This window comes from Mesorhizobium sp. GW821-FHT04C10, assembly GCF_059420305.1.
In genome coordinates, this window is record NZ_JBWKTL010000001.1 from 4,409,876 (window position 1) to 4,424,749 (window position 14,874).

Annotated in this window: 15 protein-coding genes; 12 read left to right on the forward strand and 3 right to left on the reverse strand. The window is 62.2% G+C overall.

Annotated features, from left to right (window positions below; all coding sequences use genetic code 11):
- Positions 1-5 precede the first annotated feature (5 nt).
- The 5 genes from AC07UC_RS21355 (at position 6) to AC07UC_RS21375 (ending at position 4,103) form a co-directional block, all read left to right on the forward strand.
- Positions 6-854 (forward strand): radical SAM protein, encoded by an 849-nt coding sequence (locus tag AC07UC_RS21355; RefSeq protein WP_494908970.1) that lies wholly within the window; start codon positions 6-8, stop codon positions 852-854.
- Between the two features lie 80 nt (positions 855-934).
- A complete protein-coding gene (gene gatC, locus AC07UC_RS21360) occupies positions 935-1,222 on the forward strand; it encodes an Asp-tRNA(Asn)/Glu-tRNA(Gln) amidotransferase subunit GatC (RefSeq protein ID WP_027044576.1) in 288 nt (95 codons plus the stop codon).
- A 7-nt stretch (positions 1,223-1,229) separates the two neighbouring features.
- Positions 1,230-1,685, forward strand: a complete 456-nt coding sequence (locus AC07UC_RS21365) for a GNAT family N-acetyltransferase (RefSeq protein ID WP_140773504.1) — start codon at positions 1,230-1,232, stop codon at positions 1,683-1,685.
- Positions 1,685-3,250 (forward strand): amidase, encoded by a 1,566-nt coding sequence (locus AC07UC_RS21370; RefSeq protein ID WP_494907336.1) that lies wholly within the window; start codon positions 1,685-1,687, stop codon positions 3,248-3,250. Before AC07UC_RS21365 ends, AC07UC_RS21370 begins: the two co-directional genes overlap by 1 nt.
- A 55-nt stretch (positions 3,251-3,305) precedes the next feature.
- On the forward strand, positions 3,306-4,103 hold the full coding sequence (locus tag AC07UC_RS21375; protein WP_140773508.1) for a YdcF family protein: 798 nt from the start codon (positions 3,306-3,308) through the stop codon (positions 4,101-4,103).
- Here the strand turns inward: AC07UC_RS21375 and AC07UC_RS21380 are convergent.
- Positions 4,076-4,795 (reverse strand): DUF599 domain-containing protein, encoded by a 720-nt coding sequence (locus AC07UC_RS21380; RefSeq protein ID WP_140773509.1) that lies wholly within the window; start codon positions 4,793-4,795, stop codon positions 4,076-4,078. The two genes, AC07UC_RS21375 and AC07UC_RS21380, sit on opposite strands and share 28 nt — an antisense overlap.
- 179 nt (positions 4,796-4,974) lie before the next feature.
- On the opposite strand from AC07UC_RS21380, the gene AC07UC_RS21385 reads away from it, so the two are divergent.
- The 3 genes from AC07UC_RS21385 to AC07UC_RS21395 all read left to right on the forward strand — a co-directional run bounded on the left by AC07UC_RS21385 (position 4,975) and on the right by AC07UC_RS21395 (position 7,864).
- The gene (locus AC07UC_RS21385) at positions 4,975-6,378 is read left to right on the forward strand and encodes an L-serine ammonia-lyase (protein WP_202322301.1); all 1,404 of its coding nucleotides are present in this window, start codon (positions 4,975-4,977) and stop codon (positions 6,376-6,378) included.
- Positions 6,379-6,447: 69 nt separating this feature from the next.
- On the forward strand, positions 6,448-6,885 hold the full coding sequence (locus AC07UC_RS21390; RefSeq protein WP_202322303.1) for a DUF1489 family protein: 438 nt from the start codon (positions 6,448-6,450) through the stop codon (positions 6,883-6,885).
- A gap of 277 nt (positions 6,886-7,162) precedes the next feature.
- Positions 7,163-7,864: a DnaJ domain-containing protein gene (locus AC07UC_RS21395; protein WP_494907337.1), complete on the forward strand. Its 702-nt coding sequence runs from the start codon at positions 7,163-7,165 to the stop codon at positions 7,862-7,864.
- Positions 7,865-7,911: 47 nt separating this feature from the next.
- Here AC07UC_RS21395 and AC07UC_RS21400 read toward each other — a convergent pair whose 3' ends face one another.
- A complete protein-coding gene (locus AC07UC_RS21400) occupies positions 7,912-9,336 on the reverse strand; it encodes an SPOR domain-containing protein (protein ID WP_494907338.1) in 1,425 nt (474 codons plus the stop codon).
- Positions 9,337-9,621: 285 nt separating this feature from the next.
- Here AC07UC_RS21400 and AC07UC_RS21405 point away from each other — a divergent pair, with 285 nt between their 5' ends.
- From AC07UC_RS21405 to AC07UC_RS21420, 4 genes are all read left to right on the forward strand, one after another.
- Entirely contained in the window at positions 9,622-9,951 is a 330-nt protein-coding gene (locus AC07UC_RS21405; RefSeq protein ID WP_140773518.1) for a phasin family protein, read from the forward strand.
- 276 nt (positions 9,952-10,227) lie between these two features.
- Entirely contained in the window at positions 10,228-10,557 is a 330-nt protein-coding gene (gene clpS, locus AC07UC_RS21410; protein WP_010909565.1) for an ATP-dependent Clp protease adapter ClpS, read from the forward strand.
- Positions 10,558-10,563: 6 nt separating this feature from the next.
- The gene (gene clpA, locus AC07UC_RS21415) at positions 10,564-13,032 is read left to right on the forward strand and encodes an ATP-dependent Clp protease ATP-binding subunit ClpA (protein ID WP_056576958.1); all 2,469 of its coding nucleotides are present in this window, start codon (positions 10,564-10,566) and stop codon (positions 13,030-13,032) included.
- A 63-nt stretch (positions 13,033-13,095) separates the two neighbouring features.
- Positions 13,096-13,737, forward strand: a complete 642-nt coding sequence (locus AC07UC_RS21420) for a chloramphenicol phosphotransferase CPT family protein (RefSeq protein ID WP_494907339.1) — start codon at positions 13,096-13,098, stop codon at positions 13,735-13,737.
- On the opposite strand, the gene AC07UC_RS21425 is transcribed toward AC07UC_RS21420, so the two are convergent.
- Entirely contained in the window at positions 13,738-14,874 is a 1,137-nt protein-coding gene (locus tag AC07UC_RS21425; protein ID WP_494907340.1) for a phosphatase PAP2 family protein, read from the reverse strand.

A 14,874-nucleotide genomic window follows, 5' to 3' on the forward strand; every position in this document is an offset into this window, starting at 1 on the left:
CGATGATGCAACGCGTCAGGTCGCTTTTTCGCCGTGAGCGGCTGGTGTTCCCAAAACTGGAACTGCACGTCGCGCATGGCTGCAATCTGTCTTGCGAAAGTTGCTCGCACTACTCCAATCACGCCCATTCCGGCACCGTCTCGCTCGATGAGGCGGATCGCTGGATGGGATTGTGGAGCCGGCGCATAGACGTTGTCTGGTTCTCCCTACTGGGCGGAGAGCCCACCATCCATCCGGAGCTGCCTGCCTTTGTCGGGCTGGTCCGGCGGCATTGGCCGGGTGCGCGCATAGAAATCGTCAGCAACGGCTTCTTCCTGCACCGACACCCGACATTGCCGGCAATTCTGGCCGCCGATGGCAATACCCAATTGTGCGTCTCGGTTCATCACTCCTCCGAGGAGTACCAGGCGAGATTGAAACCGGTCTTCGATCTCGTGGAGGCGTGGCGCCGGGAACACGGGCTGCATATCGAGATCCGCCCATCCGACAAGAACTGGACCCGTCGCTACGAAGGCTTCGGCGACACCATGTCGCCGTTCGAAGATGGCGATCCTCGCGCCAGTTGGGAAATCTGCCCGGCTCGCCATTGCAAGCAACTCCACGACGGGCAGATCTGGAAATGCGGGCCTCTCGCCTATCTGCCAATGCAGAAGGCAAAATACCGGCTTTCCGGCAAATGGGATCCTTATCTGGCATATCGACCGCTTGAGCCAGGTTGCTCCATGGCGGAATTGCGAGCCTTCGCGGCGCTGGAAGACGAGGACGCATGCGGCATGTGTTCGTCCACGAAGCGATTGTTCGAGTTGCCCAACCCGCTGCGGCGCTCCAAGGACCGGGTCGGCACCGCTGCCTAGCGCGATGCCAGGCACGATGCATGTTGCGCAGTGCGCGCCGCGCCGCTATAGCCCGGACTGGTTTTCCCCGAGGCAAATGTATGTCCGTTGATGTCAAGACAGTGAAGCGCGTGGCGCGTCTCGCCCGCATTGCGGTCAGCGAAGAAGATGCAGAGCGCATGACCGGCGAGCTGAACGCCATCCTTGGTTTTGTCGAGCAGCTGAACGAGGTCGATGTGTCCGGCGTCGAGCCGATGACCTCGGTGACGCCGATGGAGATGAAGAAGCGCCAGGACGTCGTCACCGACGGCAACAAGGCGGCCGACATCGTCGCCAATGCTCCGGCGACCGAAGAGAATTTCTTCCTCGTGCCAAAGGTCGTGGAGTAGGGCGCCGATGGCAATCGAGATCGCCATCGAGACGCCGCTGCAGGACGATGTGCGCGGGCTGGTCCAGGAACTCAACGAGACCTTGCTCGAACTGACGCCGCCTGAGCATTGCTACCATCTGACGGTCGAGCAGATGGCGGGCCAGGATACGACCGTTTTCATCGCTCGCGACGACGGAATCGCCATCGGTTGTGGGGCGCTGAAACGCCATGGCGACGCCATCGGCGAGGTCAAGCGCATGTACACGCGGCCTTCGCATCGCGGCCGCAAGATCGGCGCTGGGATCGTCGAACGGGTCGAGGCGCTGGCGCGGCAGGAAGGACTGAAGCGGCTGGTGCTGGAGACGGGCGATCGTCATCCCGCGGCCTGGGCCGTCTACGAACGTGCCGGGTTCTCGCGCTGCGGCCCGGTGCTGGATTATCCCGATTCCGAGTGGTCGGTATTTTACGAAAAGAGCCTTTGATGAGCGACCTGACCCGACTGACGATTTCGCAGGCCCGCGCCAAGCTGCGCGGCAAGGAAATCACCGCGACCGAGATCACCGACGCCTATCTCTCGGCGATCGATCGCGCCAATCCGGCGCTCAATGCCTATGTCGCTGTGACCGGCGACAGAGCGCGCGACATGGCCAAGGCGTCCGATGCCAGGCTGGTCAAGGGCGAGGGCGGTGCGCTGGAAGGCATTCCGCTGGGGATCAAGGATCTGTTCGGCACCGAAGGCGTTCATACCCAGGCCTGCAGCCATGTACTCGACGGCTTCAAGCCGCGCTACGAATCGACTGTCACCGCCAATCTGTGGGCCGATGGCGCGGTGATGCTCGGCAAGCTCAACATGGATGAGTTCGCCATGGGCTCGTCCAACGAGACATCCTATTATGGCCCGGTCATAAACCCGTGGCGGCGTTCTCGCCTCGACACGGTGGTGATGCCGACGACGCATCAGGGCGATGGCGGCTTCGTATCGGCCGGCGGCACGAAAACCCAGCGCAGCCTGGACAATGCGCAACTGGTGCCGGGCGGCTCTTCCGGTGGTTCTGCGACCGCTGTCTCGGCCTTCCTGTGCGCCGGCGCCACGGCCACGGACACTGGCGGTTCCATCCGTCAGCCGGCCGCTTTCACCGGAACCGTTGGCATCAAGCCGACCTATGGCCGCTGCTCACGCTGGGGTATCGTTGCCTTCGCCTCGTCTCTCGACCAGGCCGGACCGATCGCGCGCGACGTGCGCGACGCCGCGATCCTGCTCAGGTCGATGGCCTCCGTCGATCCGAAGGACACGACCTCGGTCGACCGGCCGGTGCCGGACTATGAGGCGGCGATCGGCAAGCCGATCAAGGGCATGAAGGTCGGCATTCCCAAGGAATATCGCGTCGCCGGCATGCCCGAGGAGATCGAGGCGCTGTGGCAGAAGGGCATTGCCTGGCTCAAGGATGCCGGCGCCGAGATCGTCGACATTTCCTTGCCGCACACCAAATACGCACTGCCGGCCTACTACATCGTGGCGCCCGCGGAAGCTTCATCCAACCTCGCGCGCTATGACGGCGTCCGCTACGGCTTGCGCGTGCCAGGCAAGGACATTGTCGAGATGTATGAGAAGACCCGCGCGGCCGGTTTCGGCCGCGAGGTCAAGCGCCGCATCATGATCGGCACCTATGTGCTGTCGGCCGGCTACTATGACGCTTACTATCTGCAGGCCCAGAAAGTCCGCAACCTGATCAAGCGCGACTTCGAAAACGTCTTCGCGGCCGGCGTCGACGTCATCCTGACCCCCGCGACCCCGTCGGCCGCCTTCGGCATTGCCGACGAGGACATGGCCGCCGACCCGGTCAAGATGTACCTCAACGACATTTTCACGGTCACCGTGAACATGGCCGGCCTACCGGGCATCGCCGTGCCGGCCGGTCTCGATCCCAAGGGCCTGCCACTTGGCCTGCAGCTGATCGGCAGGCCGTTCGAGGAAGAGACGCTGTTCCAGACCGCCGCCGTCATCGAGCAGGCGGCCGGCACATTCCAGCCGGAAAAGTGGTGGTAAGGGTATCGCTCGTCTAGCGCGTAAAAGGATGCGCGACGCCGCAATGGGGTGAGCGATGTTCTTCCTTCTTTCCAAGGTCTTCTGGTTCTTCATCCAGCCACTCAACCTGACGATCTTCCTGCTTCTGGCGGGGCTGATCGCCGGGATGATCGGCCGGCGGCGGCTGGCAGTCACCGGCAGCGTACTTGGGTTTCTGATCCTTGCGCTCTCGACGTGGACGTCGCTTGGCGCGATGATGCTCAACCCGCTGGAAGAACGCTTTCCGCGCCCTCCGTTGCCGCAAAAGGTCGATGGCATCATCGTGCTTGGCGGCGGCTTCGAGGGCGCCATCAACTTGGCGCGTGGCGGCTATGAATTGGGCAGCAGCGGCGACCGCATGATCGAGACCGCAATCCTCGCCCGGCGCTTCCCACAGGCCAAGGTGGTTGTATCGGGCGGACACGGCTCGTTTTTCATCGACGCCGAGGGGGACGCCGACACCGCGTCCCGCCTGCTAGTTCCGCTTGGTGTATCGGCCGATCGTCTTGTCCTCGAGGACAAGTCCCGCAACACCTATGAAAATGCGGTCTTCAGCCGCAAACTCGTCGAACCGAAGCCGGGCGAGACCTGGCTGCTGGTGACCTCCGCCTTCCACATGCCAAGGGCCAAGGCGCTGTTCGACAAGGCCGGGTTTCCAACCGTTCCATGGCCGGTCGACTATCACACGTCCGGCAAGGAAGGTGTCGGTTTGTTTCGCGACAATCCGATCGATTCCGTGCAGAACACCACCATAGCGCTCCGCGAATGGATCGGGCTTTTAGCCTATTGGCTTTCGGGCCGCATCGATCAGCCGTTTCCGGCGCCGGGCGGCTGACCGATGACGGCGCGCCGCGCCGCCGAGAAGAACTGGCGGCGCACCAGCACGGCCAGCAACAGCAGCGTCGACAGCACAAACACCACCGGGTCGACGAACCAGCCGAGATAGCCGATCGAGAAGAACACGCCGCGCAGGCCCGAGTTGAAATGCTTGCCGGCCAGCATGTTCATCTGCGCCGCCCGCCACACCGCCGTTTCCGTGACCGGATTGCGTGAGGCTTCGCCGTGCGGGATCGGCACCGCGCCGATCAGGATCGAGCAGTAGTTGAACAGCCGGTAGGCCCAGCCGAATTTGAAGAAGGAAAAGGCGAGGATCAGCACCAGTCCCAGCACCTTGATCTGGAAGGCCGGACGCGACGGCGCTCCGCCGAGCGGCAGGTTGCTCAGCACTTCAAGCACCCGGTCGGACGCGCCGAGCAAGGCAAAGCAGCCGCCGAGCGCGATCAGGGAACTGGAGGCGAAGAAGGCGGTTCCCTGCTGCAGGCCGCTCATGATGGCGGTGTCGACAATACGGATTTCGCGTTCGGCCATGGTGCGCATCCAGGCTTCGCGCTGCGCATTCATCGCCGTCGTCAGCGACATGCGGCTGACCAGCTTGCCGTCGGAGGCGAGCGTGTGCAGCAGCCACGCGATCAGGAAGAAGGCCAGCGCCCCGAAATCAGCCATCGAAAGATAGAAGGAATCGCCCATGGGCAGAATTTATCACATCCAGCGTGGTCGCTTCGATGCGGGCTCACGTGATCGACAGCAATGTCGCTGCCGGAGCAAACAAGGTCGGCAGGTGCTGCGCCGCGATTGCCAAAAGAGCGGAAACATCCGGGGAATTCCTATATCTGTATGAAGTCCTCGACGTGCCCCCAGGAGACAGCGTGTTCCTTTCGGTTTTCGACCTGTTCAAGATCGGCATCGGCCCCTCCAGCTCTCACACGATGGGGCCGATGACTGCCGCGCGTCGGTTTCTCGACGAGGTCGCGGGGGACGACTGGCCGCGTCCCGCCGGCGCCAAGGTCGCCCGCATCGGGGCCAGCCTGCACGGCTCGCTCGCCTATACCGGAATCGGCCATGGCAGCGACCGCGCCGTTATCCTCGGCCTCGCCGGCCAGACGCCGCAAACAGTCGATCCCGACCAGGCCGACGGCATTGTCGGCCGCATCACCGCCGACAGGCTGATTTCACCGCCCGGTCACCCGTCCTACCATTTCGACCCGGCCACGGATCTGGTGCTCGACCGCAAGACGCCGCTCACGGGTCACGCCAACGGCATGGCGTTCTATGCCTATGATTCCGGTGGCCGTCTGCTTCTCAAGCGCATCTACTATTCGATCGGCGGCGGCTTCGTGGTCTCGGAAGAAGAATTGCAGCGGATGAAGGCCAAGGGGTCGGTGACGACTGAAGGCAAGAAAGTGCCTTATCCCTTCAAGAACGCGGTCGAGATGCTGAAGATGGCGGCCAAGAGCGGCCTTTCCATCGCCGAGATGAAGCGCGTCAACGAGGAAACGCAGATGTCGCGCGAGGAGCTCGATGCCGGCCTCGACGCGATCTGGAACGCGATGAAGGGCTGCATCGACCGTGGCTTGTCGCAGGACGGCATCATGCCTGGTGGGCTGAAGGTGCGGCGCCGCGCCCGGCAACTCCACGACAAGCTGCAGGAACAGTGGCAACAGAACCGGCCAAATCCGCTGCTCGCCAATGACTGGCTGTCGATCTACGCGATGGCGGTCAACGAGGAGAATGCGGCGGGCGGGCGCGTCGTCACCGCGCCGACCAATGGCGCAGCCGGCACGCTGCCGGCGGTGCTTCGCTACTGGCTGCATTTCCATCCCGAGGCCGACCAGCCGAGCATCCGCGACTTCCTGCTGACGGCAGCGGCCGTCGGCGGCATCATCAAGACCAATGCGTCGATCTCGGGCGCCGAGGTCGGATGCCAGGGCGAGGTCGGTTCCGCCTCGGCAATGGCCGCGGCCGGCTTGTGCGCCGTCATGGGCGGTACGGCAATGCAGGTGGAGAATGCGGCCGAAATCGCACTCGAACACCATCTCGGCATGACCTGCGATCCGGTCGGCGGGCTGGTGCAGGTGCCATGCATCGAACGCAATGCTCTCGGCGCGGTCAAGGCGGTGACCGCCGCGTCACTGGCCATCAAGGGCGACGGCGTTCACTTCGTGCCGCTCGACTCGGCGATCGAGACCATGCGCCAGACCGGCCTCGACATGAACGAGAAGTACAAGGAAACCAGCCTCGGCGGGCTCGCCGTCAATGTCGTGGAGTGCTGAGGGCGTCTGGCACTGTGGAGAAGTTCGTCAGGCCGTTGACGTGTCGGCGCTCCGGACTAACCTTAGCGAATGGCTCTCAATCTCCTAAAACTGTGCGTCGGCTGCGACAGCGTCGAGGATCTCGAGGAATGGATCGAGTTCCGTCTCGACGAACGGCGCCGGGCCGGTGAACCGGTGGAACACTGGCACACCACGCGCATGGTGCCGACGCGGGGCGCCGAGATCACCGATGGCGGCTCACTCTACTGGGTGATCAAGGGCAACGTGCAGTGCCGCCAGCTGATCACCGAAATCCGGCCGTTCACCGACGATGAGGGCATCGGCCGCTGCCATTTGATGCTCGATCCGCAAGTCGTACGCACCGACTGGCAGCCGCGCCGGGCTTTCCAGGGCTGGCGCTACCTGAAACCTTCGGACGCGCCACTCGATCTCGGCAAGGGCAAGGCCGGACTGGTCGAGATGCCGCCGAAACTCAGGCGCGAGCTTGCCGACCTCGGCTTGCTGTAGGTCTCCGCGCACAAGCGTTGCCTGTCCCGGCGCGGGCTGTTTCTGGCCCTCAATCTTGCCTCGCACTGGACTTGCAAGCGGAGCCACAACGCCACATCTTGAAATTCATGCGCGATCAAAAGCTGTCGAACTCGACGAAAGCCGCGGCGCTCGCCGGGCCGGCCTGCTTGGCGGCCTCTTCCCGCCCGAGGGAAGGCCATCATTCCGGCGCAGAAAAAGTGTTTGATGACATCACGCGGCTGTCCGGGCCGACAGGGTATCCGCGGGGCGGTGGGAAATGTTAGGCGCAATTATCGTTCTGGTCGCATTGCTGCTGGTGTTCTTGGCCGTAGTCTCGGCCTTCCTCCGGGCAGACCCGGCCCGGCTCGCGAGCGCGACGAGAACACTGGGGCCGGTGCTGCTGGCACTGGCGGGCGGCGCCGTGCTTCTGGTCGGTCGAAGCGGAATCGGCGGCGTCATCCTGTTCGTGGCAATCGGCTGGTATGCCGCCACGCACGCGAACCGACCCAAGGTCAGTTCGGCGTCGGGAAAACGCTCAACGGTGCGGACGGCAGCACTCGAGATGGAACTGGATCACAATACGGGCGGCCTTGAAGGACTGGTTCTGGCCGGCCGCCACGACGGCAAGATGCTTGGCGCGATGGGCCTTGCGGAACTGCAGCATCTCTACCGCGAACTCTCCGGCGATGCGGAGAGTCGCCAACTGCTAGAGACGTATCTTGACGGCAGATTTCCCGTCTGGCGCAAAAACACTGAGGCGAACGGTGGCGAAGGGCTGGGTGTTGCGCCAGGTCCGGGCTCCATGACTAAGGAGGAGGCCTACAAGGTCCTTGGTCTTGAAGCGGGGGCCGCCGCGGCGGATGTCCGCAAGGCGCACCGCCGCCTGATGCAGCGCCTGCACCCCGATGTCGGCGGCACGTCTTTCCTGGCGGCGCGAATTAACGAAGCCAAGGACGTCTTGCTCTCCAATCACAATTAGTTCTCCTTCGACGCAGCAATTTTCCGGGAGATCGCTTCCACGCCGTCCTATTGCTGGACGGCGTAGCACTCGATTTTCTTCTTCTTCAAAGCAGTGCAGGCCTTCCAGGCGGCGTCCTTCGATCCGAAGCCGCCGAAGCGGGCGCGGTAATAGGTGACGCCGTCCTTGTCGAAGGCGACGGTGAAGCCGGCGGCATCCGCCAGCACCTTGGGCGCCTGCTTGGTGGTCTTGTCGAGGAATGCCTGGGCTTCCGACTGCTTAGGCGACGATGCGACCTGGATGGCCCAGCCCGACGGTACCGACGCCGTGTTGACCGGATCGACAGCCGGTGTCGGTTCGGCATAGGCGGCCACGACCTGTGCCGTGGCGACCTTGGGGGCAGCGACGATGACGGTCTTCACCTTCTTTGCCGGGACTACCAGCTTGGGTGCCTCGGCCTGAGCGGTCTCCTCGTCCTCGCTGTCGCCCTGGGCGACGGTTGCGTCGTCGGCGACAGCTGTGTCGTCTTCAGCGACGGCTACCGGCTTTTCATCCGGGGTCGGCGCGTCGTGCTTGGGCAGCAGAACCTTGGCAAGTGCCTTGATCGGATTGTTGCTGTCAGCCTGGGCGACCAGATCGCCACCACCGCGGGTCGATGCCCTCGGCATATAGGTGTTGATCAGGCTTGCCATCTGGTTGTCGCGGCTGCCGCCCGACGTTCCGCCCATGACAACGGCGACGAGCCGGCGGTTGCCGTCGGAGACGGACGAGACGAGATTGAAGCCGGAGGCGCGGGTGTAGCCGGTTTTGATGCCGTCGACGCCCTTGATGCGTCCAAGCAGGCGGTTATGTCCGTTGATGCGCTGGCGGCCGTAGAGAAAGGAGCGCTGCGAGAAATAGCCATAGTACTGGGGAAAATGCTCCCGCAGTGCGATGCCCAGCGTGGCCATGTCGCGCGCGGTGGTGAACTGGCCAGGGTCGGGCAGGCCGTTGGCGTTGCGGAAGACGGTGCCGTTCATGCCGAGCTGCCGCGCCTTGGCGGTCATCATGCGGGCAAAGGTGGTTTCATCACCGCCGAGCATTTCGCCGAGCGCGGTGGCCGAATCATTCGCCGACTTGGTGACGATCGACAGGATCGCGGTCTCGACCGTGACCGAACCGCCCGGCTTCACGCCAAGCTTCGTCGGCGCCTCGGCGGAGGCATGGGCCGAAAACACCACCGGCGAGTTTCTGCTGATCTTGCCCTTCGCCATGGCTTCGAAGGTCAGATAGAGCGTCATCATCTTGGTCAGCGACGCCGGATAGCGCCTGCCGTTGGCATCCGCGGAGTACAGCACCTTGCCCGTCTTGGCGTCCACGACAATGGCTGCCGGCCGCGCTGCCAGCGACGTGGCGACGTCAGCGCAAACGAATGTCATCGCCAAGGCGAAGACCATGATCGCTTTGAGGGGGGAGGTGGATTTGGAAACGATGCCCAACAACGCCTGACGCACTGATATTTCCCTTGAATTCTTCGTTGCGCTGGAGGCGGCAAAGGGTCCTGCCTCACTTCCGGCCAAGCTACCGGGGCAGCGTTACCAATCCGTTTATGGTAACCGCCGCGTTCACCATTTTCTTCGGGCTTGAAACTCACTTTATTTGATTTTTAGCCATTGCCTGCGCAGGCAGGCTCCGCACGCAGGCCAAATATTGACTTTTGTGCGGCGCACAATATATTTGAGTGCATTGCACAAGGGCGCCCCGAAGAAGGACGCCTCAACCGTCAAGGGAATCGTGAAATGACCCAGACCTATGAGGACTTCAGCAAATACGGCAAGGAATTCGCCGATACCGGATTGAAGAGCTTCGCTTCGCTCTCCAAGGGCGCGCAGGCGATCGCGACCGAAGCCGGTGAATACACCAAGAAGAGTTTCGAGGCCGGCAGCGCCGCTGCAGAGAAGCTTTTTTCGGCCAAGTCGCTGGAAAAGGCGATCGAGATCCAGTCTGACTACGCCAAGCAGTCCTACGAGGCGTTCGTCGCCGAGGCCACCAAGATTGGCGATCTCTATGCCGAACTCGCCAAGGAAGCTTACAAGCCGTTCGAATCGATCGTTGCCAAGGCGAAGTAGTTTTCGCCCGACAGCTGCAAGTCAGGCCCTTTGGGTCTGGGACAAACCCGGTCGCGGAAGCGCGGCCGGGTTTTTTCATGCCAATTTCCGCTCCAGGGCGGCGTAGCGCTTCACGATTGCGAAAATCCGCGAAGTTTGGTCACCTAGCCATATTGTCAGCTAACCAGAAGGGCTTAAAATCGTCCATCGAACACCTACATGTCGAACTCGCATGAGGATTCGAAGAGGCAGGATTACGTGACGATCGGTTTGACTGCCACGAAACAAGTGGCGCGGATGCAAAACGGCGGCGGCGACGGCAATGAGGCCGGCCGCGGGACGGCCGTCATCACGCGCACCAAAACCAAGACCAAGAAGCCCAGCCTTTACCGGGTCCTCATCCTCAACGACGACTACACTCCGATGGAGTTCGTGGTTCACGTTCTGGAGCGTTTTTTCCAGAAGGACCGCGAAGCCGCCACACGCATCATGCTCCATGTTCACAATCATGGAGTGGGCGAGTGCGGGGTCTATACATTCGAGGTGGCCGAGACCAAAGTGTCTCAGGTCATGGATTTCGCCCGACAGAATCAGCATCCGCTGCAATGCGTGATGGAGAAGAAGTGAGGTAACATGCCGGCTTTCTCCCAAGGCCTGGAAAAGGCGCTTCACCAGGCGCTGACGCTCGCCAATGAGCGGCACCATGAATACGCAACCCTAGAACATCTGCTGCTCGCGCTGATCGACGACACCGAGGCGGCCGCCGTCATGCGCGCCTGCAACGTCGATCTCGACGAGCTGAAGCACACTGTTCTCACCTATATCGACACCGAGCTCGACAACCTCGTCACCGGATACGACGAGGACTCCAAGCCGACCGCGGGGTTCCAGCGCGTCATCCAGCGCGCGGTTATCCATGTGCAGTCGTCGGGCCGCGAGGAAGTGTCGGGCGCCAACGTGCTCGTCGCCATCTTCGCCGAGCGCGAGAGCCACGCCGCCTATTTCCTGCAGGAACAGCAGATGACCCGCTACGACGCGGTCAACTACATCTCGCACGGCATCGCCAAGCGCCCGGGCGCATCGGAGACGCGCTCGCCGCGCGGTGCCGATGACGAACAGGGCGGCCAGAATGGCGCCGAGCCGCAAGAGGAAGGCGGCAAGAAGAAGCAGCAGCAGGACGCGCTGACCGCCTACTGCGTCAACCTCAACAACAAGGCCAAGGCCGGCAAGATCGACCCGTTGATCGGGCGCGAGTCGGAAATCAACCGCACCATCCAGGTGCTGTGCCGCCGCTCCAAGAACAACCCGCTCTATGTCGGCGACCCCGGCGTCGGCAAGACGGCGATCGCCGAGGGCCTGGCCAAGCGCATCGTCGAGGGCGACGTTCCCGAAGTGCTGCACAACGCCACCATCTTCGCGCTCGACATGGGCACGCTGCTGGCCGGCACGCGCTATCGCGGCGATTTCGAGGAGCGGCTGAAGCAGGTCGTCAAGGAGCTCGAGGATTATCCGGGCGCCGTGCTGTTCATCGACGAGATCCATACGGTGATCGGCGCCGGCGCCACGTCGGGCGGCGCGATGGACGCGTCCAACCTGTTGAAGCCGGCCTTGTCGTCGGGTGCGATCCGCTGCATCGGCTCGACCACCTACAAGGAATTCCGCCAGTTCTTCGAGAAGGATCGCGCTCTCGTGCGGCGCTTCCAGAAGATCGACGTCAACGAGCCGACCATCGAGGATGCCATCGAGATCATGAAGGGGCTGAAGCCCTATTTCGAGGAATTCCACAAGGTCCGCTACACGAGCGAAGCCATCAAGGCCTCGGTCGAGCTGTCGGCGCGCTACATCAATGACCGCAAGCTGCCGGACAAGGCGATCGACGTGATCGACGAGACCGGTGCCTCGCAGATGCTGGTGCCTGAAGCCAAGCGCAAGAAGACCATCGGCATCAAGGAGATCGAAGCAACGATCGCCACCATGGCGCGCATCCCGCCGAAGACCGTTTCGGCCGATGACGAGAAAGTGCTGCAAGGCCTCGACATCGAACTGAAGCGTGTCGTCTATGGCCAGGACACCGCCATTACCGCGCTGACCTCGGCGATCAAGCTGGCACGTGCCGGCCTGCGCGAACCGGAGAAGCCGATCGGCTCTTACCTGTTCTCAGGCCCGACAGGCGTCGGCAAGACCGAAGTCGCCAAGCAACTCGCCGCCTCGCTCGGTGTCGAGCTGATCCGCTTCGACATGTCGGAATACATGGAACGCCATACCGTTTCACGGCTGATCGGCGCGCCTCCCGGCTATGTCGGCTTCGACCAGGGCGGCCTGTTGACCGATGGCGTCGACCAGCATCCGCACTGCGTGCTTTTGCTGGATGAGGTGGAGAAGGCACATCCGGACCTGTTCAACATCCTGTTGCAGGTGATGGATCACGGCAAGCTGACCGACCACAACGGCAAGCAGATCGACTTCCGCAATGTGATCCTGATCATGACCACCAATGCGGGTGCATCGGATGCGCAGCGCGCGGCGATCGGTTTCGGTTCGACCAAGCGCGAAGGCGACGATGTCGAGGCGATCAATCGGCTGTTCACGCCGGAGTTCCGCAACCGTCTCGATGCGATCATCCCATTCGGCTCGCTGCCGGTGCCGGTGATCCATCAGGTGGTGCAGAAGTTCGTCATGCAGCTCGAGGCCCAGCTCTCCGAGCGTGGCGTCACCTTCGATCTGTCGCCGGATGCGATCGCCTGGCTCGCCGACAAGGGCTATGACGAGCGCATGGGCGCGCGGCCGCTCGGTCGCGTCATCCAGGAGCACATCAAGAAGCCGTTGGCCGACGAGGTGCTGTTCGGCAAGCTGAAGAAGGGCGGCACGGTGCGCGTCACCGTCGAGAAGAAGGAAACCGGCGAGACCGGCCTGAAGCTCGAATCGCTGGCCGACGAGGCGCCGGTGCAGCCGAAGAAGGAAGAGCCGGAAGACGCACCCAAGCCAAGGAAGGCGGTGGCCAAGAAGCCCGCGGCGAAGAAGGTTGTGGCGCAGAAGCCGGAGCCCAAGGGCAAGGATGGCGGCAAGCGCAGCCTTGTACCCCAACTGCCAAGAAAGAACTGATCATTTCGCAGTCGAGAAAAGCCCCGGAAACGGGGCTTTTTTCATTTGAACAATGGGGTGGCCATGGCCGGCCAGATCATCATCCTCAACGGCGCGCCGCGATCGGGAAAGTCGAGCATCGCCAGAGCCATTCAGGAAAGCTTCGATGGCCCGTGGATGAATCTGGGCGTCGATAGCTATGAGCGGATCACACCCCCGCGATATCGTCCGGGAATAGGCCTGCGCCCTGGCGGCGAGCGACCTGACCTCGAGGTCTTCGTGCCCCGCTTCTATGCGGCCCTCTACGAATCGATCGCGGCGCATAGCCGGCTGGGCCTGAATGTCGTGACGGATGTCGGCCATCACGATGCGTATTCGAAGCCCCTCGACTGCCTGATCGATTGTGCGCACCGGCTCGCCGGCCTGCCAGTGCTGTTTGTCGGCGTTCGCTGTCCAATTGAAATCATCATGGAAAGGCGAGCCGCCAGCGAGGCGGGCAGGGGTTATGTCACCGGCTCGCCGGCCGATCCCGTACCTTCGCCGGTGCGTCTGTGGCAGGATGAGGTACACCGGCCGGGCGTATACGACCTTGAGGTCGACACTTCGTTGCTGAGCCCGGTGCAATGTGCGGATGCGATCCGCGAACGGCTTCTACCGGGAGCGGCGAACCCGACAGCCTTTCAGGGGCTTGTAGATCCGTCCCCCGCAACCCACCAGCGTTCCTGACTATACCGACGCAGCTTCCGGGCGGGCCAAAGGAACCTCGCTCGCGAAACGTGAAGCAATCGTCGTCCGGGACAATACCACGCCGGTGATTTTCCAGATGGCGACCGAGATCAGTATGCCCGCGTAACCGTCCAGGGCGTAGTGCCACCCAAGAACCACGGAGCCGAGCATGATGATCGCCGCGAATATCCACAGTACGACGCCCAGCCGTGGAGACAGCCTCGTTACATACAGTGCAAAAAGCACGGATGACGCGACATGAATGGAAGGGAACGCTGATATGCCCATGGTTCCTGAGGACACACCCTCATAGCCGTTCCACAACCGGTCCTGCAGGGACAGGGCCCAGATCGGATACTGGTTATTCGCCGACTGAAGTGCGTCCATCAACGGCTGATAGAGATCGCCGAAGCCCAACCTTGCAAAGTAGCAGGGGCCGGCGGATGAGAATGTCAAAGCAACGAAGAAGCCGCCGATCAGCCAGAGCAGCATGAAGCTGAGCAGGAACTGATGACGCAGAAGAGTATCGCGGGTCGCCGCGACACTTGAAAAGACGGTCACGATCAGCACCGCGAACCAAAAATTATAGCAGAAATTGAGAAGACGGAGGGCTAGCGGGCTTTCAATAATCCACCAAAGCCATTGGTAAGAAGCGCGCCCGAAATGCAGCTTGGTGCTGAAGTGTGCGATGGCCTGGTCCCAGGAGAAAGGCGCCAGTACCGCGATCGCGCCCTTCAGCACTGAAAAGCCCGAAACAAAAATCAGGATCGCGACAAGGCCGTTCACGCCATTGGCAATGCGGTTTCTATCGGCCAGCAATTGCCGGAAGGAAACCAACAAATGGTTGGCTGGCGATCTTGCGCGGTGGACCAACGCCAGTTGAAGCAGCCGGAAGGCTGCATATGCACATCCAAAAATCCAGAAATAGACCACCAGATAAAAGGCATATTCGTAAAGCAACCCGAAATCCGGCAAATTTCCGACCCGGGCGCCAACCGCAAAGCCTAATCCCAGAGTAAACAGCGCAACCGCATGAATAATACGGTGCCGAAGAAACGATTCGACCAAGAGTTTTGAAAAAGCGGCCTCACCATTGGCCCCGGACCGCCGGCTCAAATATTCGAAAGTATCTTGCAA

What these genes read in the sequence shown, in the direction of transcription:
- AC07UC_RS21395 (WP_494907337.1), top strand. Translation starts at nt 7,163, where the DNA reads ATGTTAGGCGCAATTATCGTTCTGGTCGCATTGCTGCTGGTGTTCTTG.
- AC07UC_RS21370 (WP_494907336.1), top strand. Translation starts at nt 1,685, where the DNA reads ATGAGCGACCTGACCCGACTGACGATTTCGCAGGCCCGCGCCAAGCTG.
- AC07UC_RS21380 (WP_140773509.1), bottom strand. Translation starts at nt 4,795, where the DNA reads ATGGGCGATTCCTTCTATCTTTCGATGGCTGATTTCGGGGCGCTGGCC.
- AC07UC_RS21355 (WP_494908970.1), top strand. Translation starts at nt 6, where the DNA reads ATGCAACGCGTCAGGTCGCTTTTTCGCCGTGAGCGGCTGGTGTTCCCA.
- clpA (WP_056576958.1), top strand. Translation starts at nt 10,564, where the DNA reads ATGCCGGCTTTCTCCCAAGGCCTGGAAAAGGCGCTTCACCAGGCGCTG.
- gatC (WP_027044576.1), top strand. Translation starts at nt 935, where the DNA reads ATGTCCGTTGATGTCAAGACAGTGAAGCGCGTGGCGCGTCTCGCCCGC.
- AC07UC_RS21365 (WP_140773504.1), top strand. Translation starts at nt 1,230, where the DNA reads ATGGCAATCGAGATCGCCATCGAGACGCCGCTGCAGGACGATGTGCGC.
- AC07UC_RS21405 (WP_140773518.1), top strand. Translation starts at nt 9,622, where the DNA reads ATGACCCAGACCTATGAGGACTTCAGCAAATACGGCAAGGAATTCGCC.
- AC07UC_RS21375 (WP_140773508.1), top strand. Translation starts at nt 3,306, where the DNA reads ATGTTCTTCCTTCTTTCCAAGGTCTTCTGGTTCTTCATCCAGCCACTC.
- AC07UC_RS21420 (WP_494907339.1), top strand. Translation starts at nt 13,096, where the DNA reads ATGGCCGGCCAGATCATCATCCTCAACGGCGCGCCGCGATCGGGAAAG.
- clpS (WP_010909565.1), top strand. Translation starts at nt 10,228, where the DNA reads ATGCAAAACGGCGGCGGCGACGGCAATGAGGCCGGCCGCGGGACGGCC.
- AC07UC_RS21390 (WP_202322303.1), top strand. Translation starts at nt 6,448, where the DNA reads ATGGCTCTCAATCTCCTAAAACTGTGCGTCGGCTGCGACAGCGTCGAG.